Annotated in this window: 25 protein-coding genes; 18 read left to right on the top strand and 7 right to left on the bottom strand. The window is 71.9% G+C overall.

Features of this window, described 5'->3' with window-relative positions; genetic code table 11:
• The first annotated feature begins 23 nt into the window (after positions 1–23).
• Entirely contained in the window at positions 24–674 is a 651-nt protein-coding gene (locus ACFYYH_RS10245) for an HU family DNA-binding protein (protein WP_388548428.1), read from the top strand.
• A 146-nt stretch (positions 675–820) separates the two neighbouring features.
• Here the strand turns inward: ACFYYH_RS10245 and ACFYYH_RS10240 are convergent, their stop codons facing one another.
• Together ACFYYH_RS10240 and cofC are read right to left on the bottom strand one after the other, a co-directional pair.
• Complete coding sequence (locus tag ACFYYH_RS10240) at positions 821–1,024, bottom strand: hypothetical protein (RefSeq protein ID WP_388548426.1); 204 nt, start codon at positions 1,022–1,024, stop codon at positions 821–823.
• A 29-nt stretch (positions 1,025–1,053) separates the two neighbouring features.
• Positions 1,054–1,743, bottom strand: a complete 690-nt coding sequence (gene cofC / locus ACFYYH_RS10235; protein ID WP_388548424.1) for a 2-phospho-L-lactate guanylyltransferase — start codon at positions 1,741–1,743, stop codon at positions 1,054–1,056.
• Between the two features lie 157 nt (positions 1,744–1,900).
• On the opposite strand from cofC, the gene ACFYYH_RS10230 reads away from it, so the two are divergent.
• The 3 genes from ACFYYH_RS10230 to ACFYYH_RS10220 are packed head-to-tail and all read left to right on the top strand — an operon-like array spanning position 1,901 to position 4,894.
• Positions 1,901–2,653 carry a lysophospholipid acyltransferase family protein gene (locus ACFYYH_RS10230; protein WP_388548422.1) on the top strand — a complete coding sequence of 251 codons (753 nt, stop codon included), beginning with the start codon at positions 1,901–1,903 and terminating at the stop codon, positions 2,651–2,653.
• A complete protein-coding gene (locus ACFYYH_RS10225) occupies positions 2,650–3,651 on the top strand; it encodes an NAD(P)H-dependent glycerol-3-phosphate dehydrogenase (RefSeq protein WP_388548421.1) in 1,002 nt (333 codons plus the stop codon). Before ACFYYH_RS10230 ends, ACFYYH_RS10225 begins: the two co-directional genes overlap by 4 nt.
• A 55-nt stretch (positions 3,652–3,706) precedes the next feature.
• Positions 3,707–4,894, top strand: a complete 1,188-nt coding sequence (locus tag ACFYYH_RS10220; protein ID WP_388548419.1) for a D-alanine--D-alanine ligase family protein — start codon at positions 3,707–3,709, stop codon at positions 4,892–4,894.
• Between the two features lie 134 nt (positions 4,895–5,028).
• Here ACFYYH_RS10220 and ACFYYH_RS10215 read toward each other — a convergent pair whose 3' ends face one another.
• Positions 5,029–5,514 carry a DUF3515 domain-containing protein gene (locus ACFYYH_RS10215; protein WP_388548416.1) on the bottom strand — a complete coding sequence of 162 codons (486 nt, stop codon included), beginning with the start codon at positions 5,512–5,514 and terminating at the stop codon, positions 5,029–5,031.
• A gap of 19 nt (positions 5,515–5,533) precedes the next feature.
• A complete protein-coding gene (locus ACFYYH_RS10210; RefSeq protein WP_046495896.1) occupies positions 5,534–5,767 on the bottom strand; it encodes an Lrp/AsnC family transcriptional regulator in 234 nt (77 codons plus the stop codon).
• A gap of 205 nt (positions 5,768–5,972) precedes the next feature.
• On the opposite strand from ACFYYH_RS10210, the gene ACFYYH_RS10205 reads away from it, so the two are divergent.
• Together ACFYYH_RS10205 and thiD are read left to right on the top strand one after the other, a co-directional pair.
• Positions 5,973–6,944, top strand: a complete 972-nt coding sequence (locus ACFYYH_RS10205; RefSeq protein WP_388548413.1) for a thiamine-phosphate kinase — start codon at positions 5,973–5,975, stop codon at positions 6,942–6,944.
• 20 nt (positions 6,945–6,964) lie between these two features.
• A complete protein-coding gene (thiD, locus tag ACFYYH_RS10200; protein ID WP_388548410.1) occupies positions 6,965–7,849 on the top strand; it encodes a bifunctional hydroxymethylpyrimidine kinase/phosphomethylpyrimidine kinase in 885 nt (294 codons plus the stop codon).
• Positions 7,850–7,995: 146 nt separating this feature from the next.
• On the opposite strand, the gene rpmB is transcribed toward thiD, so the two are convergent.
• A complete protein-coding gene (rpmB, locus tag ACFYYH_RS10195; protein WP_003957616.1) occupies positions 7,996–8,181 on the bottom strand; it encodes a 50S ribosomal protein L28 in 186 nt (61 codons plus the stop codon).
• A gap of 265 nt (positions 8,182–8,446) precedes the next feature.
• Here rpmB and ACFYYH_RS10190 point away from each other — a divergent pair, with 265 nt between their 5' ends.
• The 9 genes from ACFYYH_RS10190 to mutM all read left to right on the top strand — a co-directional run bounded on the left by ACFYYH_RS10190 (position 8,447) and on the right by mutM (position 17,982).
• A complete protein-coding gene (locus ACFYYH_RS10190) occupies positions 8,447–10,165 on the top strand; it encodes a DAK2 domain-containing protein (RefSeq protein ID WP_388548407.1) in 1,719 nt (572 codons plus the stop codon).
• 72 nt (positions 10,166–10,237) lie between these two features.
• Positions 10,238–12,511 carry an ATP-dependent DNA helicase RecG gene (gene recG, locus ACFYYH_RS10185; protein ID WP_388548405.1) on the top strand — a complete coding sequence of 758 codons (2,274 nt, stop codon included), beginning with the start codon at positions 10,238–10,240 and terminating at the stop codon, positions 12,509–12,511.
• Between the two features lie 164 nt (positions 12,512–12,675).
• Positions 12,676–13,260 (top strand): 16S rRNA (guanine(966)-N(2))-methyltransferase RsmD, encoded by a 585-nt coding sequence (gene rsmD, locus ACFYYH_RS10180; protein WP_388548404.1) that lies wholly within the window; start codon positions 12,676–12,678, stop codon positions 13,258–13,260.
• A 26-nt stretch (positions 13,261–13,286) separates the two neighbouring features.
• Positions 13,287–13,766, top strand: coding sequence for a pantetheine-phosphate adenylyltransferase (coaD, locus tag ACFYYH_RS10175; RefSeq protein WP_388548882.1), 480 nt, complete (start codon positions 13,287–13,289; stop codon positions 13,764–13,766).
• 98 nt (positions 13,767–13,864) lie between these two features.
• Complete coding sequence (locus ACFYYH_RS10170) at positions 13,865–15,028, top strand: ATP synthase F0 subunit B (protein ID WP_388548402.1); 1,164 nt, start codon at positions 13,865–13,867, stop codon at positions 15,026–15,028.
• Between the two features lie 158 nt (positions 15,029–15,186).
• Positions 15,187–15,825: a YceD family protein gene (locus tag ACFYYH_RS10165; RefSeq protein ID WP_388548880.1), complete on the top strand. Its 639-nt coding sequence runs from the start codon at positions 15,187–15,189 to the stop codon at positions 15,823–15,825.
• Between the two features lie 2 nt (positions 15,826–15,827).
• Positions 15,828–16,001 carry a 50S ribosomal protein L32 gene (rpmF, locus tag ACFYYH_RS10160; RefSeq protein WP_030753522.1) on the top strand — a complete coding sequence of 58 codons (174 nt, stop codon included), beginning with the start codon at positions 15,828–15,830 and terminating at the stop codon, positions 15,999–16,001.
• A 19-nt stretch (positions 16,002–16,020) separates the two neighbouring features.
• On the top strand, positions 16,021–16,959 hold the full coding sequence (gene rnc, locus ACFYYH_RS10155) for a ribonuclease III (protein ID WP_388548399.1): 939 nt from the start codon (positions 16,021–16,023) through the stop codon (positions 16,957–16,959).
• A gap of 162 nt (positions 16,960–17,121) precedes the next feature.
• On the top strand, positions 17,122–17,982 hold the full coding sequence (gene mutM / locus ACFYYH_RS10150) for a bifunctional DNA-formamidopyrimidine glycosylase/DNA-(apurinic or apyrimidinic site) lyase (RefSeq protein WP_388548396.1): 861 nt from the start codon (positions 17,122–17,124) through the stop codon (positions 17,980–17,982).
• Here mutM and ACFYYH_RS10145 read toward each other — a convergent pair.
• The gene (locus tag ACFYYH_RS10145; protein ID WP_388548394.1) at positions 17,955–18,392 is read right to left on the bottom strand and encodes a winged helix-turn-helix transcriptional regulator; all 438 of its coding nucleotides are present in this window, start codon (positions 18,390–18,392) and stop codon (positions 17,955–17,957) included. The two genes, mutM and ACFYYH_RS10145, sit on opposite strands and share 28 nt — an antisense overlap.
• A gap of 75 nt (positions 18,393–18,467) precedes the next feature.
• Positions 18,468–19,388, bottom strand: coding sequence for a CAP domain-containing protein (locus ACFYYH_RS10140; RefSeq protein WP_388548392.1), 921 nt, complete (start codon positions 19,386–19,388; stop codon positions 18,468–18,470).
• Positions 19,389–19,539: 151 nt separating this feature from the next.
• Between ACFYYH_RS10140 and ACFYYH_RS10135 the strand changes: the two genes are divergently transcribed.
• The 3 genes from ACFYYH_RS10135 to ACFYYH_RS10125 all read left to right on the top strand — a co-directional run bounded on the left by ACFYYH_RS10135 (position 19,540) and on the right by ACFYYH_RS10125 (position 24,462).
• On the top strand, positions 19,540–19,821 hold the full coding sequence (locus ACFYYH_RS10135) for an acylphosphatase (RefSeq protein ID WP_388548389.1): 282 nt from the start codon (positions 19,540–19,542) through the stop codon (positions 19,819–19,821).
• Positions 19,822–20,203: 382 nt separating this feature from the next.
• The gene (locus ACFYYH_RS10130) at positions 20,204–20,422 is read left to right on the top strand and encodes a hypothetical protein (protein ID WP_363081622.1); all 219 of its coding nucleotides are present in this window, start codon (positions 20,204–20,206) and stop codon (positions 20,420–20,422) included.
• 200 nt (positions 20,423–20,622) lie between these two features.
• Positions 20,623–24,462 (top strand): AAA family ATPase, encoded by a 3,840-nt coding sequence (locus ACFYYH_RS10125; RefSeq protein ID WP_388548386.1) that lies wholly within the window; start codon positions 20,623–20,625, stop codon positions 24,460–24,462.
• Positions 24,463–24,502: the final 40 nt, after the last annotated feature.

Raw genomic sequence — 24,502 nt, 5'->3', positions numbered from 1 at the left:
GCAATGTCTCCGAAGGGGAAGACGTGAACAAGGCGCAGCTCGTAGAAGCGATTGCGGACAAGGTCGGCGGTCGCCAGCAGGCCGCCGACGCGGTCGACGCGGTACTGGACGCCCTCGTCCGCGCGGTCGTCGCGGGCGACCGGGTCTCGGTCACCGGGTTCGGCTCGTTCGAGAAGGTCGACCGGCCGGCGCGCTACGCCCGTAACCCGCAGACGGGGGAGCGCGTACGGGTCAAGAAGACCTCGGTGCCGCGCTTCCGCGCCGGTCAGGGCTTCAAGGACCTGGTCAGCGGCTCGAAGAAGCTCCCCAAGAACGACGTGGCCGTCAAGAAGGCCCCCAAGGGCAGCCTCTCGGGCGGCGTTTCCGCCCGCACCACGGTGAAGGCCGCGGCCAAGAAGGCCACCGCCAAGACCGCCGCGGCGCGCAAGACCGCCGCCAAGAAGGCCACACCGGCGAAGAAGACCACGGCCGCCAAGAAGACCACGGCCAAGAAGACGACCGCGAAGAAGGCCACACCGGCGAAGAAGACCGCCAAGAAGGCCACCGCCACGGCCAAGAAGGCCACCGCGAAGAAGACCGCTCCGGCCAAGAAGGCGACGGCCAAGAAGGCCCCCGCCAGGAAGACCACCTCGCGGACCACCACCGCGAAGAAGACCGTCGCCAGGGGGCAGTAAGCGGCACAGGGCCACACGCGCCGGGCCGGGCTCCCCTCGGGGAGCCCGGCCCGCGGCGTTGTCAGGGTGCCGATCCCGGGGGGCCGGGAACGCGCGGGCGGTTCAGGGCCCCGCCGGTGTCCCGCGGCCCGCCGGACCCGGACCGCTCAGAACGTATACAGCGTCACCAGGGTGACGCGTCGGGCCGCGCCCTCGCCCTCCGTCTCGATCCGTACGCGCTGTCCGGGGCGGAGCATCCGCAGCCCGCCCGCGTCGAACGCCGCGGCGTCGAACTCCACCGGGGTGCCGTCGTCCAGGAGCACGCTCCCGCTGCGGGTTTCGGAGTCGTAGGTGTACGAAGTGGCCTGCATGGCGGCAGCGTATCGGTCACCCGCGCCGCTCAGGGCCCCGGCCGCCGCACGGGAAGCGGTCCGTGCGCCGCGTACCGCAGGGCCGTGTGCGGGCCGAGACCCAGCCCCGCGGCCACCAGCAGGTCGTCCCCCGTATCCACATCCCGCCGTACGGAATCCACCCCGGTCAGGACTATTTCCACCGCGCCCGAGGACAAATGGCGAAGCCGGGACGGACCGCCGAAAGCGGGATTCAATTCCGTGCCCGGCGCGGCCGCCAGCAATGTCGTCCCGATTTCGGCGGCATCCGCGAGAAAAGCACGCGGAAAATGTTCCGCCGCCGCCAGCACCCGGCCCAGCTCCGAGGGCCGCAGGGCCGGCAGATCGGCGTTGAGCGCGGCCACCGCGGCCCGCGGTCTGCGTGTCCTGACCACCCGCGCCCCGTGTGCCAGCGCCGCGTTGAGACCGCCCCCCGGCGAATCCGGCACAATGCGCGCGCCCAGCGCCGACAGCTCGGCCGCCGCCGTCGGGTCGTCCGTGACGACCGCCACATCCCGCACGGCGGCGCAGGCCAGCGCCGCTGCCACGGTGTCCTGCGCGAAGGCGAGGGCAAGCCGCGGCCGCAGCGCGTCGCCCGCGGTCCCGGCGAGCCTGCTCTTGGCCAGCCGCAGGGGTTTGAGCGGAACGACCAGGGACCAGCGCCCGGTCGGGTCGGTGTCCGTGGCGAACTCTCCGTCCATGTGTATCGGCCCTCTATTGTGGCCCGGCGCCGTGACGGCCCACAGGGCCGGTCCAGGAAGCGGGGCGTACGGTGTTCTCGACAGAGCAGGGGCCCGGGGCGACACTTGACCCCCGGCAGCCGGGCAATCAGCCAGGCGCGAAGAGAAAGGTGTCCGCGTGTCCCGCCGCAGAATCGGCTTCTGGTACCGCTTGGCGGCCGTCATCGCAAAACCGCCGCTGGTCGTTCTGTTCAAGCGGGACTGGCAGGGCCTGGAGCACATTCCGGCTGACGGCGGATTCATCACCGCGGTCAATCACAACTCCTATCTGGACCCCCTCTCCTACGCCCACTTCCAGTACAACACCGGACGCGTCCCACGATTCCTGGCGAAGGCGGGCCTCTTCCAGGGCTCGTTCGTCGGCATGATGCTCCGCGGCACCGGACAGATCCCCGTCTACCGTGAGACGACCGACGCGATGAACGCGTTCCGGGCCGCCGTCGACGCGATCGAACGCGGTGAGTGCGTCGCCTTCTACCCCGAGGGCACCCTCACCCGCGACCCCGACATGTGGCCGATGAACGGCAAGACCGGCGCCGCCCGGGTCGCGCTGCTCACCAAGGCCCCGGTCATTCCCGTCGCGCAGTGGGGCGCCAATCTGGCGATGCCGCCGTACGCGAAGGAGAACCGCCTGCGGCTCTTTCCGCGCAAGACGCTGAAGGTACTGGCGGGACCGCCGGTCGATCTGTCCCGCTTCGAGGGCCAGGAGCCCACCCCTGAACTGCTCCGCGAGGCGACCGAGGTCATCATGGCCGCCATCACGGAACTGCTCTCCGAGGTACGCGGAGAGCCGGTGCCCGCGGCCCTGTACGACTATCGCAGGGCCAGGGCGGAACAGCGGCGCAAGGCCGCGGAAGAGGGGTCCAAGTGACGCGGGTCGCGGTCTTCGCAGCGGGTTCATGGGGCACGGCGTTCGCCATGATCCTCGCCGACGCGGGATGCGAGGTGACGCTCTGGGGCCGCCGCCGGGAAGTCGTCGACGCCATCAACACCACCCGGACCAACCCCGACTATCTGCCGGGCTTCGAACTCCCGGCGGGGGTACGGGCGACGACCGACCCCGCCGAGGCCGCCGACGGCGCCGAGTTCACCGTACTCACCGTGCCCTCGCAGACACTGCGTGACAATCTCGCCGCGTGGGCGCCCGTCCTTCCCTCCGACACCGTGCTCGTCTCCCTGATGAAGGGCGTCGAACTCGGCACCGCGAAACGGATGAGCGAGGTGATCGAGGAGGTCGCCAAGGCGCCGGCCGAGCGGGTCGCCGTGGTCACCGGGCCGAACCTCGCCAAGGAGATCGCCGGCCGCATGCCGGCCGCGGCCGTGGTCGCCTGCCGGGACGAGAGCGTCGCGCAGCGGCTCCAGTCCGCCTGCCACACCCCGTACTTCCGCCCGTACACCAACACCGATGTCGTCGGCTGCGAACTCGGCGGAGCGGTCAAGAACGTGATCGGTCTCGCCGTCGGGATCGCCGACGGCATGGGCCTCGGAGACAACACCAAGGCCTCGCTGATGACCCGCGGGCTCGCCGAGACCACCCGGCTCGGCCTCGCCATGGGCGCCGACCCGCACACCTTCTCCGGGCTCGCCGGCATGGGCGATCTGATCGCCACCTGTTCCTCGCCGCTCTCCCGCAACCACACCTTCGGCACCAACCTCGGCCGCGGAATGACCCTCCAGGAGACCATCGCGGTCACCAAGCAGACCGCCGAGGGCGTCAAGTCCTGCGAGTCCGTCCTCGATCTGGCCCGGCGCCACGCCGTCGACATGCCGCTCACGGAGACGGTCGTGGACATCGTCCACAACGGGAAACCCCCGCTCGTCGCGCTGAAGGAGCTGATGTCGCGCAGCGCCAAGCCCGAGCGCGACTGACTCGGCCGCGACCCACGCTGACTCGGGCGCTACCACCAGGTACGCTCATCGCGATATGAGCAGCGAGAACTCCTCCCAGAGCCCTGAGCAGCAGCTCCGCAAGCCGCGCGTGGCCGTCGTCTTCGGCGGCCGTAGCTCCGAGCACGCCATTTCTGTGGTCACGGCCGGAGCCGTCCTGCGGTCCATCGACCGTACGAAGTACGACGTCCTGCCCATCGGTATCACCACCGACGGCCGCTGGGCACTGACCGCCGACGACCCCGAGCGGATGGCGATCGCCGACCGCACGCTGCCGAGCGTCGAGCAGATCGCCGAGTCCACCGACGGCGGTGTCGTCCTCTCCGTCGACCCGGGCAATCGCGAGGTCGTCTACAGCGAGCCGGGCTCGGTGCCCAAGGCGCTGGGCGAGGTCGATGTCGTCTTCCCCGTGCTGCACGGTCCCTACGGGGAGGACGGCACGCTCCAGGGACTGCTGGAACTCTCCGGGGTGCCCTATGTCGGCGCGGGCGTCCTCGCCTCGGCCGTCGGGCAGGACAAGGAGTACATGAAGAGGGTGTTCACCTCCTTCGGGCTGCCCGTCGGCCCGTATCTGGTGATCAGGCCCCGGGAGTGGGAGCGGGTCTCCGGCGACGGCAACGGCACCGGGGGCGGGGGCGCCGCCGTCCGCGCGAGGATCGTGGACTTCGCCGCCGAGCACGGCTGGCCGCTCTTCGTGAAGCCGGCCCGCGCCGGCTCCTCCATGGGCATCACCAAGGTCGACGGCCCCTCGGGCCTCGACGAGGCGATCGCGGAGGCGCGGCGCCACGACCCCAAGATCCTGATCGAGTCGCTGCTGCGCGGCCGTGAGATCGAGTGCGGTGTGCTGGAGTTCGAGGACGGGCCGCGCGCCAGTGTGCCCGCCGAGATCCCGCCGGTCACGGCGCACGACTTCTACGACTTCGAGGCCAAGTACATCGACTCGGCCGCCGGACTGGTGCCCGCGCCGCTCACCGAGGAGCAGACCGCCGAGGTGCGGCGGCTCGCGGTCGAGGCGTTCGAGGCCGCGTCCTGCGAGGGACTGGTCCGCGCGGACTTCTTCCTCACCGAGGACGGCGAGTTCGTCATCAACGAGATCAACACGATGCCCGGTTTCACCCCGATCTCCATGTACCCCCGGATGTGGCAGGAGAGCGGCGTCGGGTACGCCGAGCTGATCGACCGGCTGATCCAGGCGGCGCTGCGCCGTCCGACCGGTCTGCGCTGAGGGGCCCTCGCCCCGCGCGGGGAGACACCCGCGCCCGTTCCCGCCGCCCGGTGATGCCGGAGCCACCGGGACGGAGCCATCGGGGACGCAGCCGCCAGTGACCCGGACATCAGGGACCCGCAGGGCCCCGGACCCTAGAGAACCGACGGGATCGTCTTCACGACCGGGGCGGCGAGCCGCGCGAGCGGCGTGGAGTCGTGCGTGAACCGCGAGTCCAGTGTGACCTCCACATAGGTCTCGCGGTACGTGGTGGTGAAGCGCGGCCCGGAGTCGCGTTCCTCCAGCATCCAGTTGACGCCGTCCGCCTCCACCGCATCGGCCTGGGGATCACTCATCCCCTCGGGCCGGGGGACGCCGCAGCGCAGTACGATCGCGGCGTCCCCCCACCCGGCGGTCAGGTCCGAACGCGGCTGGGGATCGTTCCTGCCCAGGTCACCGATGGTCTCCGGCAGCTCCTGGTGCAGTGCGCGGCACAACGCGGTCTCTCCCTGGGACGGGGTGGGAACCGCGACCGTGACCGTGGCGTCGGTGGTGGCACAGCCCGCCGCGGCGGACAACAGGACGACGGCGGACGCGCGGGCGAGCAGACGGCCGGATAGCCTGCGGCGGGAACGTATCACCGGCCAAGGGTAAGCGGGGCTAGAGATGCACGACCGGGCAGGTCAGGGTGCGGGTGATGCCGTCCACTTGCTGGATCTTGGCCACCACCATGCGCCCCAGCTCATCGACGGTGTCCGCCTGAGCGCGCACGATCACATCGTAGGGACCGGTGACGTCCTCGGCCTGGGTCACTCCCGGAATCTTGGCGATGGTCTCGGCGACGGTCGTCGCCTTGCCCACCTCGGTCTGAATAAGGATGTACGCCTGTACCACGGAACCTCCAGGGCGGCCACGAGGATCATGTGGGGAGAAGAGACGCCACGGTATCGCGTCGTCGCGGGCCACGGGGAGACCCGGGCGTCCGGTGGCGCGCGCGGGCGGCGTACGGCAGACAGAAGTTGACGTATCTCATGACGCTACGCACAGCAGTGAGGGTCCGCGACCGCAGACGCGGCCCGGCGACGAGAGGGGAGTCTCGGTGAAGGGAACCGTGGGCGAGTTGGGGGAGTTCGGGCTCATCAGAGAACTCACGTCCCGGCTCACCACCACCCCGGCGGTCCGGCTCGGGCCGGGCGACGACGCCGCGGTCGTGGCCGCGCCCGACCGCAGGGTCGTGGCCAGTACGGATCTGCTGCTGGAGGGGCGGCACTTCCGCCGTGACTGGTCGACGGCGTACGACGTGGGCCGCAAGGCCGCCGCGCAGAACCTCGCGGACATCGCCGCGATGGGCGCGGTCCCCACCGCGCTGCTGCTCGGGCTGGTCGTCCCGGCCGAACTCCCGGTCACCTGGCCCACCGAACTGATGGACGGCATCCGTGACGAGTGCCAGGTCGCGGGCGCGGCCGTGGTCGGCGGCGATGTCGTACGCGGGGACACCATCACCCTCGCCATCACCGCCCTCGGTGATCTGCGCAACCACGAGCCGGTGACCAGGTCCGGCGCCCGGCCCGGCGATGTCGTCGCCTACACCGGCTGGTTGGGCTGGTCGGCGGCCGGACACGCCGTGCTCTCCCGGGGCTTCCGCTCACCCCGCGCCTTCGTCGAGGCACACCGCAGGCCGGAACCGCCCTACCACGCGGGCCCGGCGGCGGCCGGGCTCGGCGCCACGGCCATGACCGATGTCAGTGACGGGCTCGTCGCCGACCTCGGCCATATCGCGGACGCCAGCAAGGTCCGTATCGATCTGCGCTCCGGACTGATCGACATCCCCAGCCAGATGCACGACATCGGCCAGGCGGTCGGGGTCGATCCGCTCCAGTGGGTGCTGACCGGGGGCGAGGACCACGCGATCGTCGCCACCTTCCCGGCCGACGCGAAGCTGCCCGCCCGCTGGAAGGTGATCGGAGAGGTCCTCGGTCTCTCGGCGCTGCCCCAGGTGACGGTCGACGGGGCGCCCTGGACCAGCAAGGGCGGCTGGGACCACTTCGGGGACATCGAGGACGGTCAGTAGACAGCAGTAGATTCGGGTCCATGGACATATCCGTATCCCCGCCCGCGTCCGTGCCGGCCCCCGCTCCTCCCCGCGTGCTGACCGTCGCCGGATCCGACTCCGGCGGCGGTGCCGGAATCCAGGCGGATCTGAAGACCATGCTGGCGTTCGGCGTCCACGGGATGAGCGTGCTCACCGCCGTCACCGCGCAGAACTCGCTCGGTGTGCGGGGCGCCTGGGAACTGCCGGTGGACGCGGTACGGGCCCAGTACCGCGCGGTGGTGGACGACATCGGGGTGCAGGCCGTGAAGACCGGCATGCTCTCCTCGGCCGGACTGGTCGCGGCCGTCGCCGGACTGCTCGCGGACACCGACGTCCCCGTGGTGGTCGACCCGGTCGGGGTCTCCAAGCACGGTGATCCGCTGCTGGCCGACTCGGCACTGGACGGCGTACGGACGTCACTGCTGCCGCTGGCGACCGTCGCCACCCCCAATCTGGACGAGGTGGCCCAGCTCACCGGTGTGCGGGTGACGGACGAGGGGGGTCTGCGGCGGGCCGCCGACGCCGTGCTGGGCTTCGGGCCGCGCTGGGTGCTGATCAAGGGCGGGCATCTGCCCGGGGACGCGGTGGATCTGCTGACCGACGGCCGGGAGGAGCACTGGCTGCGGGCACCGCGCCACGACAACCGTCATACCCATGGGACGGGCTGCACCCTCGCCTCGGCGATCGCCGCCGGGCTGGCGGGCGGGCAGGGCGTGGTGGAGGCCGTCGTGGCGGCCAAGGAGTATGTGACGGGTGCGATCGAGCACGGATTCCCACTGGGGGCGGGCATCGGTCCGGTGGACCACGCCTGGCGTTTCCGCGGGACGAGGACCGGTAGGGGGGCGGGAGCCGGGGCAGTGGCGGGGCCGGGGACCGGAGCCTGACATCGCGAGGCGCGCCGGCCCGCGGACCGGCGGCGGATCACGGCACGGCTCGACGTACCGGGGCATCCCGGGGCATGGCAAAAGCCGGTCCACCGAGGTGGACCGGCTTTCAAGGCAACCGCAGGGGCTGCGCTACGACGCAGGCGTCAGCGCGAGACCTTGCCGGCCTTGATGCACGAGGTGCAGACGTTGAGCCGCTTCGGCGTCCGACCGACCACGGCACGCACGCGCTGGATGTTCGGGTTCCAGCGACGGGACGTACGGCGGTGCGAGTGCGAAATGTTGTTGCCGAAGCCCGGCCCCTTGCCGCAGACGTCGCAGTTGGCAGCCACGGGTCACTCCAAAGACTTCAGATGCACGTACAGAGATATCCGGCGTGCCGGAATCAGTGACTGATGTGGCGTTGCCGGGGGAATGGCCCGACTCTCATCGGGCAACCGCAGCAGCATACAACGCCTGCCTCGGTACAACGAAACTACCATGGCCGGGACCGGCCCCCGCCCGGCCCCGGCCCCCACGATCGCCGGGCGGCCCGCCCGCGGCACGCGGGCTACCCTGCGTGCAGCCCGCTTCAGGCCGCTCAAGGAGGAGCATCAGGTGCCGCAGACCCTCGACGCCGCAGAGGTGCGGAACTGGTGCTCACTGGCGCTGGAGGCCCTCGGCCGCGAGCGCGAGGAGATCGACGCGATCAATGTCTATCCGGTCGCGGACGGAGACACCGGCACCAATCTCTATCTGACCGTGGAGTCCGCGGTGCAGGCGGTCGAGGCGGTCTTCGCCGCGCACGCGACCGGTACGTCCGAGCCCGGCGCGGCCGACGCCGTACGGGCCATGGCGCACGGCGCGCTGCTCGGGGCCCGGGGGAATTCCGGGACCATCCTGGCGCAGTTGCTGCGGGGAATGGCGGAGGTGCTGGCCGCCCCGCCCGCCGACGGCGGGACCCACGGCCCCACCGACGGCGGCAAGGGCGGCGGGGACTCCGGCGGGCACGATGGGGCGCACGCGGGCGGGAACCGGCTCGCACCGGCGCTGCGGCGGGCCGCCGGGCTGGCCCGTGAGGCCGTCGCCCACCCGGTGGAGGGCACCATCCTCAGCGTCGCGTCCGCCGCCGCCGACGCGGCGGAGCATGCCGTGCTCGACGGCGCGTCCGGTGATCGCGCGGCGACCGTACGAGCCGCGTACGCCGGAGCGCGCGCCGCACTCGACGCCACCCCGGGCCAGCTCGCCGTCCTCGGCCGCGCGGGCGTCGTGGACGCGGGCGGGCGCGGGCTGCTCACGGTCCTCGGCGCGCTGGTGCGCTCCCTCACGGGCGATACGCCGGCCGCCTACCCGGTGCGGCACCGCCGCGCCGAGGAGTCCGCCGCGCCCGCCGCGGTCGGTGCGCCCGCCGAGGCCGGGTCCTGCGCCGCCGAGGACGGGCCCGCCTTCGAGGTGATCTATCTGCTGGAGGCGGACGACACCGCCGTGGCCCGGCTGCGTGAGCGGCTCGACCGGCTGGGGGACTCCCTGGTCGTCGTCGGCGGCGACGGGCTGTGGAACGTCCATGTGCATGTCGACGACGCGGGCGCGGCCGTGGAGGCTGGGGTCGAGGCGGGACGCCCGTACCGGATCCGTATCACCCACTTCGCCGCCGCCGAGGAGGCGCCCGAGCGCGTCCAGCGGGCCGTCGTCGCGGTGGTCCCCGGCGAGGGGCTCGCGGGACTGTGCGCCGAGGCGGGCGCGACCACCGTGCTCGCGCGCCCCGGGGAGCCGCCCGCCAGCGGTGAGCTGGTCGAGGCGATCCGGCGGGCACACGCCCGCGAGGTGGTGCTGCTGCCCAACGACACGGCGCTGCGCCACACCGCGGCGGCCGCCGCGGAACAGGCGCGGGCCGACGGGGTACGGGTCGCCCTCATCCCGACCCGGGCCGCCGTCCAGGGCCTCGCCGCGCTCGCCGTCCATCAGCCGGAACGCCGCTTCGACGAGGACGTGGTCGCCATGACCACGGCGGCCGGCGCCGCCCGGTACGCCGAACTGGCCGTCGCCGAGCGGCAGTCCTGGACCATGGCCGGGATCTGCCAGGCCGGTGACGTCCTCGGGCTGATCGACGGGGATGTGGCGGTGATCGGCGCCGATCTCGCCGCCACGGCCGAGGCGGTGCTCTCCCGGATGCTGGCGGCCGGCGGCGAACTGGTGACCCTGGTGCTCGGCGAGGATGTGCCCGACGCGCTCGCCGACCGGCTGGAGCGGTACGTACGGGACGGGCACCTCGCCGTCGACACGGTGGTCTACCGCGGCGGCCGGCAGTCCGCGCCCCTGCTGGTGGGTGTGGAGTGACACCGCCCCCGGCCCGGTCACGACCCGCGCGAACGCCGGGGTGCGCGACGTGTGTCAGTGGTGTGGTGTGCAATGGATCGTGTGTCCGCGCTGGATGAACCCCTCAAGAAGTCGCTCGGCCCCGCCACCGCGAAGGTGATGGCCGAACAGCTCGACCTGCACACGGTCGGTGATCTGCTGCACCACTACCCGCGGCGGTACGAGGAGCGCGGCCAGCTCACCACGCTCGCCGATCTCCCGCTGGACGAGGACGTCACGGTCGTCGCACAGGTCGCCGACTCCCGGATCATGACGTTCAACCACGGCAGAGGGCAGCGTCTGGAGATCACACTCACCGACGGCAGCGGGCGGCTGCAACTGGTCTTCTTCGGCCGGGGACTCCACAAGCCGCACAAGGAACTGCCGCCGGGGAGCCGGGGGATGTTCGCCGGCAAGGTGTCCGTCTTCAACCGCAAGCTCCAGCTCGCCCACCCCACCTATGTGCCGCTGGGCCGGGACGGCGACGCGTCCGTGGCGGACGCGGCGAGCGCCGTGGACGACTTCGCGGGCAAGCTGATCCCCATCTATCCGGCCTGCAAGGGGCTGGAGTCATGGAAGATCACCAAAGCGGTCGACGCGGTGCTGCCGAGGGCCGTGGAAGCGGTCGATCCGCTGCCGCCCGCGCTGCGGGAGGGCCGCGGCTTCGTCCCGCTGCCCGAGGCGCTGCTCAAGGTCCACCGCCCCGAGACCAAGGCGGACATCGAGGACGCCCGGCAGCGGCTGAAGTGGGACGAGGCCTTCGTCCTCCAGGTCGCGCTCGCCCGGCGGCGCCACGCCGACGCGCAGTTGCCCGCCGTGGCCCGCAGGCCCGTGGCGGACGGGGTGCTCGACGCCTTCGACGCCAAGCTGCCCTTCACCCTCACCGACGGCCAGCGGAAGGTCACCGCCGAGATCTTCGCCGACCTCGCCACCGAACACCCCATGCACCGGCTGCTCCAGGGCGAGGTCGGCTCGGGCAAGACACTGGTCGCGCTGCGGGCGATGCTCGCCGTGGTGGACGCGGGCGGCCAGGCCGCCCTGCTGGCGCCCACGGAGGTGCTCGCCCAGCAGCACCACCGCTCGATCACCGAGATGATGGGCGGGCTGGCCCAGGGCGGGATGCTCGGCGGCGCCGAGCACGCCACCAAGGTCGTGCTGCTCACCGGCTCCATGGGCGCCGCCGCACGCCGTCAGGCACTGCTCGACCTGGTCACCGGCGAGGCCGGGATCGTGATCGGCACCCACGCCCTGATCGAGGACAAGGTGCGGTTCCACGATCTGGGACTGGTCGTGGTGGACGAGCAGCACCGCTTCGGCGTGGAGCAGCGCGACGCGCTCCGCTCCAAGGGCAAGCAGCCGCCGCATCTGCTGGTCATGACCGCCACACCCATTCCCCGTACGGTCGCGATGACCGTCTTCGGCGATCTGGAGACCTCCGTCCTGGACCAGCTCCCCGCCGGGCGCTCACCGATCGCCAGCCATGTGGTGCCGGCCCAGGACAAGCCGCACTTCCTCGCCCGTGCCTGGGAGCGGGTGCGCGAGGAGGCGGGCAAGGGCCATCAGGCGTATGTCGTCTGTCCCCGGATCGGGGACGCGGACGACGCGGACGACGGGGACGACGGGGAGCAGGGGGACCGGACCGGAAAGACCGCGAAGACCGCGAAGGCCGGGAAGAAGCCCGCCGCCGGGAAGGCCGCCGAGGACACCGAGAAGCGGCCGCCGCTGGCCGTGGTCGAGGTGGCCGAACAGCTCACCAGGGGGCCGCTGGCCGGCCTGCGGATCGAGGTCCTGCACGGACGGATGCAGCCGGACGACAAGGACACCGTGATGCGGCGCTTCGCCGCGGGCGAGGTGGACGTGCTGGTCGCCACGACGGTTATCGAGGTCGGTGTGAACGTCCCCAACGCCACCGCGATGGTGATCATGGACGCGGACCGGTTCGGTGTCTCCCAGCTCCATCAGCTCCGCGGCCGGGTCGGCCGGGGCTCGGCGCCCGGCCTCTGTCTGCTGGTGACCGACATGCCGGAGGCGAGCCCCGCCAGGGCACGGCTGGGCGCGGTCGCCGCCACCCTCGACGGCTTCGAGCTGTCCCGGATCGACCTCGAACAGCGCCGCGAGGGCGATGTCCTCGGCCAGGCCCAGTCCGGGGTCCGCTCCTCGCTGCGGATGCTCGCCGTCATCGAGGACGAGGAGGTCATCGCGGCGGCGCGCGAGGAGGCCGTCGCGGTGGTCGCCCAGGACCCGGAGCTGACGGGCTCCCCCGAGCTGCGTACGGCGCTGGACGCGCTGCTGGACACGGAGCGCGAGCGGTATCTCGACAAGGGCTGACCCCGGGGACCGGCCGGGACCGGCGCGGGGGCCCGCGAGGGCGGACCCTCCCGGCCGGGGGGTACGCCATATCGTGGGGGCAGAGCCTCCCGCAGGCCCTCCGGGAACCGCCCGCGAGCCCCCCGGCCCGGATCCACCGCCCACGACCCGAGGACCCGACACCCATGACCCGCGTGATCGCCGGTGCCGCCGGCGGACGCCGCCTCGCCGTCCCGCCCGGCAACGGCACCCGCCCCACCTCCGACCGTGCGCGCGAAGGCCTCTTCTCGAGCTGGCAGTCGCTCCTCGGCACCCTCGACGGCATCCGGATCGCCGATCTGTACGCCGGCTCCGGCGCCGTCGGCCTGGAGGCGCTCTCGCGCGGCGCCGCGCACGCCCTGCTGGTCGAGGCCGACCAGCGCGCCGCCCGTACCGTCCGCGAGAACGTGGCGGCGCTCGGTCTGCCCGGCGCGGAGGTCCGGCCGGGCAGGGCGGAGCAGATCGTGCGGGGACCCGCCCCCGACACCCCGTACGACCTGGTCTTCCTCGATCCGCCGTATGCCGTCACCGATGACGATCTTCGGGAGATCCTGCTCACACTCAGGGCGAGGGGGTGGCTCAGCGGCGGCGCCGTCGCCACGGTGGAACGGAGCACCAGAGGCGGGGAGTTCGGCTGGCCGGACGGTTTCGAACCACTGCGGTCCCGTCGCTACGGCGAGGGAACGCTTTGGTACGGTCGCGCCGCCTCTACGCACGAAGACGCACCATGACCGGACCGGAGAGCGAGGGAGTTCAGTTGCGCCGCGCCGTCTGTCCGGGGTCCTTCGACCCCATCACCAATGGACATCTCGACATCATCGCCCGCGCCTCCAAGCTGTACGACGTCGTACATGTCGCGGTAATGATCAACCAGTCCAAGAAGGGACTGTTCACCATCGACGAGCGGATCTCCCTGATCCGCGAGGTCACCGCCGAGTTCGGCAATGTCGAGGTCGAGTCCTTCCACGGTCTGCTGGTCGACTTCTGCAAGCAGCGTGACATCCCCGCCATCGTGAAGGGCCTGCGTGCCGTCAGCGACTTCGACTACGAGTTGCAGATGGCCCAGATGAACAACGGCCTCTCGGGGGTCGAGACCCTCTTCGTCCCCACCAACCCCACCTACAGTTTCCTCTCGTCCTCCCTGGTCAAAGAGGTCGCGACCTGGGGCGGAGACGTCTCCCACCTGCTGCCTCCGGCCGTCCACACGGCCCTGATGGAACGCCTCGGCGAGCGATGACGGACTGACTGCCCGTCACCTGGTGTCGGCCGGGCTCGCGGTGGCCTTACAGTCGTTGCGTCCGTCTTCCAACCAGTCTGAGAGAGTGGCGAGCACCGGTGGACGTGCAGAAGAAGCTCGACGAGATCGTCGACACCGTGGGCAGTGCCCGTTCCATGCCCATGTCGGCGTCCTGCGTGGTGAACCGCGCCGAGCTGCTCGCGATGCTCGAAGAGGTACGGGAAGCCCTTCCCGGTTCGCTGGCGCAGGCCCAGGAGCTGCTGGGCGGCCATGAACAGCTCGCCGAGCAGGCCCGGCAGGAGGCCGAGCGCATCATCGGAGAGGCCCACGCCCGGCGCACCGCGCTGATCTCCGACACCGCCGTCGCCCGCCAGTCCCAGGACGAGGCCGCCCGTATCCTCGACGAGGCCCGCAGGGAGGCCGAGGAGATCCGCGCCGAGGCGGACGACTACGTCGACTCCAAGCTCGCCAACTTCGAGGTCGTCCTCACCAAGACCATCGGCTCCGTCGACCGCGGCAGGGAGAAGCTGCTCGGCCGGGGCCCCGGCTCCGACGAGCACGGATACGGCCCCGGCGAGGGGGACGACGCCGACGACGCCCCCGAGTACAGCGCCGACCCCGACACCCTGATCCGCCGCGCCGACGACTATGTGGACGCCAAGCTCGGCGCCTTCGAGGCCGTGCTGTCCAAGACCCTCGAAGCCGTCGGGCGCGGCCGGCAGAAGCTCCACGGCCGTACCGCCTCGGACGACCTGGGGGCGCACATGGCCGCCCAGGACGCGGCGGGACCGCAGGAGCGCAGCAGCGACGCGGACTATCTGGCGGGCCTCGCGGAGACGCCGCGCACCCCCGTGGAGCCGTCCGTACCGGTCCAGCAGCCCTACGCCGAGCCCGCCCCCGCCCCGGTCGCCGCGCCCGCCTACGCGCAGCCCGCCGACGGCTACCCCGGGACCGGCTACCAGGACCCCGGGTACGCCACCGACGGCGGTTACGGCGGATACCAGCAGCAGGACGCGTACGCCTATCAGCAGGACCCCTACGCGTACCAGCAGCAGGACTACGGCCAGGGCCAGGTCCAGGGTCAGGTCCAGAACCAGGGGTACGACCCGAACTACGGCTGGCAGCAGCCCGCCGCGCCCCAGGCCCAGCTTCCCGCGCTGCCCGCGGCCCCCGAGCCGCAGAGCGCCCTCGACGAGACCAGTCTCTTCGACACCAGCATGATCGACATGGATCAGCTCCGCCGGTACGAGCAGGAGCGCTGATCCGGGCGGACCAGAACCGGGCCGGACCGACCGGATTGGGCCTACGGCGGCCGGTCCAGTACCCTGGCTCTTCGGCCGCGTGTATGTCCGCGGCCCCGGCTGCCCGGACGCTTCCGCGACGGTAGCGGCCCCCTCACGATCCGAAAGCGGGAAAAGCCCTGAACGCGCGTCTCGACCACCGCAACCCCCTCGTGTTCGACACGCACGAGCTGGGGCGGCGCCCTGGTGCGCTCCAGAAGCTGACCCGCTCGGCGCCCGCTCCCAAGGACTTCGGTATCGCGGACGTGATCGGGGCGCCCGAGGGCGTGCCGGTGGAGCTGGACCTCCGCCTCGAATCCGTCATGGAGGGGGTGCTCGTCACGGGCACCGCCCGTGCGGTGGCCGAGGGGGAGTGCGTAAGGTGTCTGGAGCCGTTGCGCCAGAAGGTGGCGGCGGACTTCCAGGAGCTGTTCTCGTACCACGACGCCGACGACCGGGGCCGCACCCGTGCGGAGCCGGACGACGACGCCGAGGACGACGAGGACAGGCTCTTCATCGAGGACGGACTGTTCGACCTCGAACCCGTGCTGCGTGACGCGGTGGTGCTCGCACTGCCGATGCAGCCGGTGTGCCGGGAGAACTGCGCCGGCCTGTGTTCCGCATGCGGGATCAGGCTGGACGAGAACCCGGACCACCACCATGACGCCGTCGACATCCGTTGGGCGGCACTGCAGGGACTCGCCGAGACCGTCAAGGACGGCGAGAAGGACAACATGGGCGGCGCCGAAGCGGGCGTCGACGAGAAGCAGGAGAAGTAGCCGTGGCTGTTCCGAAGCGGAAGATGTCGCGCAGCAACACGCGCCACCGCCGGTCGCAGTGGAAGGCTGCGGTCCCCACCCTGGTTGCGTGCGAGCGCTGCCAGGAGCCGAAGCTTCAGCACATCGCGTGCCCGAGCTGCGGCACCTATAACAAGCGCCAGGTCCTCGAGGTCTGAGCGGCTGGTGAGAGGCTCGATGTCTGAACTGTCCCCTGCCAAGAAGCAGACAGACAATGTCAGTACGGCCTCGTCCCACACGCTTCTGGAAGGGCGGCTCGGGTATCAGCTCGAGACCGCCCTTCTGGTGCGTGCGCTGACCCACCGTTCGTACGCGTACGAGAACGGCGGACTGCCCACCAACGAGCGGCTCGAATTCCTGGGGGATTCGGTGCTCGGCCTCGTGGTGACGGACACGCTGTACCGCATCCACCCCGATCTGCCTGAAGGCCAGCTGGCCAAATTGCGGGCCGCGGTGGTCAACTCGCGTGCGCTGGCGGAAGTGGGCCGCGGCCTCGAACTGGGCTCCTTCATCCGGCTCGGCCGGGGTGAAGAGGGCACGGGCGGCCGGGACAAGGCGTCCATCCTCGCCGACACCCTTGAAGCGGTGATCGGCGCGGTCTATCTCGACCAGGGCCTCGACGCGGCGTCCGAGCTGGTGCACCGGCTCTTCGACCCGCTGATCGAGAAGTCCTCCAACCTCGGGGCCGGCCTGGACTGGAAGACCAGTCTCCAGGAGCTGACCGCGGCGGAGAGTCTCGGTGTCCCCGAGTATCTCGTCACGGAGACGGGCCCCGATCACGAGAAGACCTTCACTGCTGCCGCCCGCGTCGGTGGTGTCTCGTACGGCACCGGCACCGGCCGCAGCAAGAAGGAGGCGGAGCAGCAGGCGGCGGAGTCCGCGTGGCGGTCCATCAGGACGGCGGCGGACGAACGCGCGACGGCGGAGCGTTCCGCCGCCGCCGTCCGGGACGACGCCGACGCCGATGCCGAGGCGGAGGTCCGGGCCCAGGCCAGGACCGACACCGCGGCGGGGACCGGGACCGCCGGATCCGGTGCCGAGGACGAAGGGGCCGCCGACAGCCCTTCGTCCTCGCCGGCGCCGGAGCAGGTTCCCGCCGATCGGGCGGCTACCTGACCCGTCCGCTGCTCTCCTTCTCGGCACGCCCCTCCCGCCGCGGTTCGGCGCGAGGGGCGTACCGGCTTTCCGCGCCCCCGCCCCTTTTCCGTATCCGTCGCCCCTTCCCGTATCCGTCGTTGCCGTCGTTGCCGTCGTTGTGGTGTCGTTCCGAGGAGTCCCGTGCCCGAGCTGCCCGAGGTCGAAGTCGTCCGGCGTGGACTCGAACGCTGGGTGAGCGGCAGGACCGTCGCCGAGACGGAGGTGCTGCACCCGCGCGCGGTACGGCGGCACCCCGCCGGCGCCGAGGACTTCGCGGCGCGGCTCAAGGGACACACCATCGGGACCGCCCGCCGCCGGGGCAAGTACCTCTGGCTGCCGCTCGCCGACACGGACAGCGCGGTCCTCGGCCATCTCGGGATGAGCGGCCAGCTTCTCGTCCGGCCCGAGGACGCGCCCGACGAGAAGCATCTGCGGATCCGTGTCCGCTTCGCCGACACCCTCGGCACGGAGCTGCGCTTCGTCGACCAGCGGACCTTCGGCGGGCTCTCCCTCCATGACTCCACCCCCGACGGACTGCCGGACGTCATCGCGCACATCGCCAGGGACCCGCTCGACCCGGCCTTCGTGGACGGGGTCTTCCACACCGCGCTGCGGCTGCGCCGTACCACCGTCAAGCGGGCGCTCCTCGACCAGTCCCTGATCAGCGGTGTCGGCAATATCTACGCCGACGAGGCGCTCTGGCGCGCCAGGATCCACTACGAGCGGCCCACCGCGACCCTGACCCGGCCGCGTTCCGTCGCGCTCCTCGGTCATGTACGGGACGTGATGAACGCGGCGCTCGCCGTCGGCGGCACCAGCTTCGACAGTCTGTACGTCAATGTGAACGGTGAATCGGGCTACTTCGACCGGTCGCTGGACGCGTACGGGCGTGAGGACGAGCCGTGCCGGCGCTGCGGGACCCCGATCCGCCGCCGGCCCTGGATGAACCGTTCCAGCTATTTCTGCCCCCGCTGTCAGCGGGCGCCGCGCACCGTGTCCTGAGGCGCGGGCGGTGTGGCGTCACTCCCGGACGGTGTGCCGCCGCGCCCGCACGGGGCGTCGTAGCGCTCCTGGGCCATGAGCACCTCGGGCATCCGCTCCTCGACCAGCCGGATGAGACCGAGCAGCCGCCCGGTGATCTCCCGCCCCAGCGGTGTCAGCTCGTAGTCCACCCACGGCGGATTGACCGGCCGCGCGTCACGGCGCACCAGCCCGTCCCGCTCCAGGGCGTGCAGTGTCTGCGCGAGCATCTTCTCGCTCACCCCGTCGACACGCCGCCGCAGTTCGTTGAAGCGGCGGCCGCCCTCGTACAGGGCGCCGAGCGTCAGAGAGCCCCAGCGGCCCGTCGCGTGCTCCAGCGTGGAGCGCGAGGGGCACTGCCGGGAGAACACATCGAAGGCGGGAGCGTCCATGGCGGTCACCCTACAACCGAAAGCGCCACCCGTCGGGTGGCGCTTTCCGGTGGCAAGTGACGTTCCGGGGCGGTGCTAGAAGCCGAAGTCCTGGGTCCACCAGGGGCCGCCCGAGCCGGTGTGGACACCGACGCCGAGCCGGGTGTAGTCGCAGTTCAGTATGTTCGCGCGATGGCCCTCGCTGTTCATCCAGGAGTCCATCACCGCCTGGGCGGTGGCCTGGCCGCGGGCTATGTTCTCGCCGCCCAGACCCTCGACGCCCGCGGCGTCCGCGCGCTCCCAGGGCGTATTGCCGTCGGGGTCGGTGTGGTCGAAGAAACCGCGCGCCGCCATGTCCTCGCTGAAGTCCTGCGCCAGCGCGTCCAGGCCGGCGTCGGCCCGTACCGGTCCGCACCCCGCGTCGGCCCGCTCCTGGTTGACCAGACTGAGCACGGCCGCCACGGCCGAGCTGGGCGCGGCGGGCGTCTCGACCGCTCGTTCCGTCGTCTGCTCGGGCACCGGGGTCCTGCTGACGAACGGGGACGCGCTCTGCTTCTTGGACTCCGCCTTCGGCTTCGGCGCGGCAGGGGCGGCCGGCGTCGTGCGCTGGGCCGGGATCCCGGAGGGCTTCCCGGTGTCCCGGGGAGTGGCCTGCTTCGAGGGGGTCCCCGTCCGCCCGGCGGACGGGGCCGCCGAGGCCGAGGCCTCCCGCGTCGGCTCGGCGGACGAACCGCCCTGCTGCTCCAGCTCGGGGGCGCCCTCGGTGCGTATGCGCCCGTCGGGGGTGCTGCCGCCCACGGTGTACTGGTCACCGCCCGGCAGCAGACCGGAGGCCACGGCGACCGCGCCCACGGCCATCGCCGCGGAGGCGCCGAGCAGACCGGTGCGGATGGGAGCGACGACCCGTCCCTTCCTGCGCGGAGCGCCCCGGTGCCGGGCCGCCGCGCCGTCGTACTCCTCGGCGGCGGGCCTCACCGGCGCGGCGGCGGGTACGGCGGAGCGTCGGTGGCGTCCCATCTGCTGTGCCTTCCTCATGCTTCTCGACGGCAACCTTCTCGACGGCGAGGTGACTCACCCGAACGAGTGAGGCTTCATTGCGACGGGACTGTACGGCATGGCGTCTGGGGCCGCTGGGGCAAGCGAGCATTTGGCTGGTTGGCTTACGCGCATGAGAGAAGACGTGCGACTGACGGCCTGGGTACGCGGCCGGGTGCAGGGAGTGGGCTTCCGCTGGTTCACCAGGGCGAACGCCCTGGAGATCGGGGGACTCACCGGTTTCGCCCTGAATCTGGACGACGGCAGGGTCCAGATCGTCGCCGAGGGCCCACGTGAGAATTGCCACCGTCTGCTGGAGTGGCTGCGCTCGCCCGACACACCCGGGCACGTAACCGGAGTCACTGAGATCTGGGACACCCCGCGCGGGGGCTACGAGAGCTTCGCGATCCGCTGAGCGATCCCCGCCGACGGACCGTCCGGGACCCCCGGATCCTGCCCGGGGCACATGCTCAAGCCCGCGATGACCTGGTGGTTGCCAAGAACGGCCGACCGTGCCAGGCTGCCCGGTTAACGATGATCTCCAGGCCCCACGGGGACCGCGGGAGAGCCGGCGCGGCGCGTGTCGCGGCCGTGCGCCCCGGGCGGCCCGTCGGCACGGGCTGTGATCGTGTTGACCGTCAAACTTTTTGGTGAGACTCTGGAATCCCCGCGCACCTTAGCTGTTTGGCAGTAAAGAACCGCAGTGAAGAACAAGCACTGCCAGGCACCGCGGGTGCGATTTCCCTCACGACCCACACCGCATCCGGTCGGTCACTCAGTGTGGAGGACCATCCATCATGGCAAAGGCGCTTCTCGGTTATGTCGGCGGCTCCGACCCGCGACTCCTCGCCGAGATGCGACGGCTTCAGCAGCGCGTCCAGGACCTCGAATCCGAACTCGTACGGATCCAGTCCGAGAACGACGCGTTGAACGCCGCCGTCGCACAGCACCCTGGAGAGTCGCTGCTCGACAGCATCGACATTGACGTTCACCAGGCGGAGCCTGCGCTCACCTGACGACAGCCCCCCTCGGGGTCAGGTGAGAAACACTCTCGCGAGAATATGCAAGGGACGCTTCGGCGTCCCTTCTTTCTTTCCATCTTCCGCTGTACGAAGCTTTGTTGGCGGCGCATCGAGTTTCTTAAGGTCTGATGTGCCCTGCACGTTCGCCGGTGAAACCGCCGATGGACGATCGGGGCGGGGTAGAGTCCGGCGGCGTGCACCTCAAGGCCATGACCCTGCGCGGGTTCAAATCCTTCGCCTCCGCCACGACGCTGCGCTTCGAGCCCGGAATCACCTGTGTCGTGGGACCGAACGGCTCCGGGAAGTCCAATGTGGTGGACGCGCTGTCCTGGGTCATGGGCGAGCAGGGGGCCAAATCGCTGCGCGGCGGCAAGATGGAGGACGTGATCTTCGCCGGGACGACCGGCCGCCCCCCGCTCGGCCGCGCGGAGGTCTCGCTCACCATCGACAATTCCGACGGTGCGCTGCCGATCGACTACGCGGAAGTCACGATCACCCGGATCATGTTCCGCAACGGCGGCAGTGAATACCAGCTCAACGGCGACACCTGCAGACTTCTGGACATCCAGGAACTGCTCTCCGATTCCGGTATCGGCCGCGAGATGCATGTCATCGTCGGACAGGGCCAGCTCGATTCCGTCCTGCACGCCGATCCGACCGGGCGCCGGGCCTTCATCGAGGAGGCCGCGGGTGTGCTGAAGCACCGCAAGCGCAAGGAGAAGGCGCTGCGGAAACTGGACGCGATGCAGGCGAATCTCGCCAGGGTCCAGGACCTCACCGACGAGCTGCGCCGCCAGCTCAAACCGCTCGGGCGGCAGGCCGCCGTCGCCCGCCGGGCCGCCGTCATCCAGGCCGATCTGCGCGACGCGCGGCTGCGGCTGCTCGCCGACGATCTGGTACGGCTGCGCGAGGCACTGCGGACCGAGATCGCGGACGAGGCCGAGCTGAAGCAGCGCAAGGAGGACGCGGAGTCCCGGCTCAGGGCGGCGCTCACGCGGGAGGCGGAGCTGGAGGACGAGGTACGGCGGCTGGCGCCGAGGCTCCAGCGGGCCCAGCAGACCTGGTACGAGCTGTCGCAGTTGGCGGAGCGGGTGCGCGGCACGGTCTCGCTCGCCGACGCGCGGGTCAAGAGCGCGACCGCGGCGCCCACGGAGGAGCCCCGGGGGCGCGATCCCGAGGACATGGAGCGCGAGGCCGCCCGGATCCGTGAGCAGGAGGCGGAGCTGGAGGCCGCGCTGGAGGCGGCGGAGCACGCGCGGGAGGACACCGTCGCGCACCGCGCCGAACTGGAACGGGAACTGGCCGCCGAGGAGCGCAGACTCAAGGACGTGGCACGGGCGATCGCCGACCGGCGCGAGGGTCTCGCCCGGCTGACCGGCCAGGTCAACGCCGCCCGCAGCCGGGCCTCCGCCGCCCAGGCGGAGATCGGCAGGCTCGCGGCGGCCAGCGACCAGGCGCGGGAGCGCGCCGCCGCGGCGCGGGAGGAGTACGAGCGGCTCCAGGCCGAGGTGGACGGGCTGGACGCCGACGACCACGACCTGGCCGGGCGGTACGAGGCGGCGCGGGGCGAGCTGGCCGCGGCGGAGGCCGCGCTGACGGCGGCCCGTGAGGCCACCACCGCGGCGGAGCGCTCCCACGCGGCCCTCACCGCCCGCCATGACGCGCTCGCCCTCGGTCTGCGCCGCAAGGACGGCACCGGCGCGCTGCTCGCCGCCCGTGACCGTCTCGCCGGTCTGCTCGGCCCGGCCGCCGAACTCCTCACCGTCACCCCCGGCTACGAGATCCCGGTGGCCGCGGCTCTCGGCGCCGCCGCCGACGCGGTCGCGGTCGCGGACCCCGCCACAGCGGCCGAGGCGATCCGGCTGCTGCGCGCCCAGGACGCGGGCCGCGCGTCCCTGCTGCTGGCGAGCGCGGCCGGGCCGTCTCCCGGGACCCATGACCCGGTCGCCCTTCCCGGACAGGCGGGCGACGACACCCGCGCCCCGGCCCCCGGGGTGCCCGGACAGGCGGGCGGGCCGGTGCCGCGCCGTGGCGAGGTCCGGACCGGCACGGCCGGGGCCGGGAGCGTGCCCGGCCGGCCGGGCGACGGCGGAGAGGCTTCCACGGGCGCGGCCGGCGCGCCCGGCGCGGCCGGTACGGTTCCCGGCGTGCCCGGTCAGGCGGGCACCGGGCCGGGCGGCCCGCGGGGCCCGGCCCCGGCCGACGCGCCCCTGCGTACCGCCGTCGGCCCGGCCGGACCGTATGTCGTCGATCTGGTCCGGGGACCCGCCGCGCTGATGGAGGCCGTACGGCGGCTCGTACGGGACACCGTGGTCGTGGGGACCCTGGAGGACGCCGAGGATCTGGTCGCCGCCCGGCCCGCCCTGACCGCCGTGACCGCCGGGGGCGATGTCCTCGGCACACACTTCGCGCAGGGCGGCTCGGCGGGGGCGCCCAGTCTGCTGGAGGTGCGAGCGTCCGTCGACGAGGCCGCCGCCGCGCTGGCGGAGCTGGCCGTACGGTGCGAGGAACTGGCCGAGGAGCAACGGCGGGCCGGCGAGCGGCGGGACGGCTGCGCCGCGCTCGTGGAGGAGCTGGGGGAGCGGCGCCGGGCCGCCGACCGGGAGAAGTCCGCGGTGTCCGGGCGGCTGGGCCGGCTCTCCGGGCAGGCCCGTGGCGCCGCGGGCGAGGCCGAGCGGACGGCCGCCGCCGTCGCCACGGCGCAGGACGCGCTGGAGCGCGCCACGGCCGAGGCGGAGGAACTGGCGGAGCGGCTGCTCGTCGCCGAGGAGGCCCCGGGGGAGGAGGAGCCCGACACCTCCGTACGGGACCGGCTCGCCGCCGACGGCGCCAACGCGCGCCAGACCGAGATGGAGGCCCGCCTCCAGGTCCGTACCCACGAGGAGCGGGTGAAGGGGCTCGCGGGCCGGGCCGACGCACTCGACCGGGGGGCGCGCGCCGAGCGTGCCGCGCGGGCGCGCGCCGAGGAACGGCGCGCACGGCTGCGTCACGAGGCCGAGGTCGCCGGCGCCGTCGCGGCCGGTGCCCGGCAGCTTCTGGCCCATGTGGAGGTGTCGGTCGTACGGGCCGAGGCCGAACGGGTCGCGGCCGAGGCGGCGAAGGCCGGACGCGAGAGGGAACTGGTCGCCGAGCGGAACCGGGGCCGCGACCTCAAGAACGAGCTGGACAAGCTGACCGACTCGGTCCACCGCGGCGAGGTGCTGGGCGCGGAGAAGCGGCTGCGGATCGAGCAACTGGAGACCAGGGCGCTGGAGGAGCTGGGCGTCGAACCCGCCGGGCTCATCGCCGAGTACGGCCCCGACCAGCTCGTTCCCCCGTCACCGCCCGCCGAGGGCGAGGAACTGCCCGACGACCCCGGGCATCCGCGCAATCAGCCGAAGCCCTACGCGCGTGCCGAGCAGGAGAAGCGGCTCAAGTCGGCCGAACGGGCCCATCAGCAGCTCGGAAAGGTGAATCCGCTGGCCCTGGAGGAGTTCGCGGCGCTGGAGGAGCGGCACAAATTCCTCTCCGAGCAGCTCGAAGACCTCAAGAAGACCCGTGCCGATCTCCTTCTCGTGGTGAAGGAGGTCGACGAGCGCGTCGAACAGGTCTTCACCGAGGCCTACCGGGACACGGCCGAGCAGTTCGAGGGTGTCTTCTCCCGGCTCTTCCCCGGCGGCGAGGGACGGCTGATCCTCACCGACCCGGAGAACATGCTCACCACCGGTGTGGATGTCGAGGCCAGGCCCCCGGGCAAGAAGGTCAAGCGGCTCTCCCTGCTCTCCGGCGGCGAACGCTCGCTGACGGCCGTGGCGCTGCTCGTGTCGATCTTCAAGGCCCGGCCCAGTCCGTTCTATGTGATGGACGAGGTCGAGGCGGCGCTCGACGACACCAACCTTCAGCGGCTGATCCGCATCATGCAGGAGCTCCAGGAGAGCTCCCAGCTCATTGTGATCACGCATCAGAAACGCACGATGGAGGTCGCGGACGCGCTCTACGGGGTCTCCATGCAGGGCGACGGTGTCTCCAAGGTGATCAGCCAGCGGCTGCGCTGACCTCCCCCTTTCCCTCTCCTGTGCCCTCTCCCGTGCGAGG

Source organism: Streptomyces sp. NPDC002018, from assembly GCF_042890865.1.
Lineage (GTDB): Bacteria > Actinomycetota > Actinomycetes > Streptomycetales > Streptomycetaceae > Streptomyces.
Note: the sequence above shows the minus strand (reverse complement) of the source record. Positions and strands in the feature narration are given on the sequence as shown.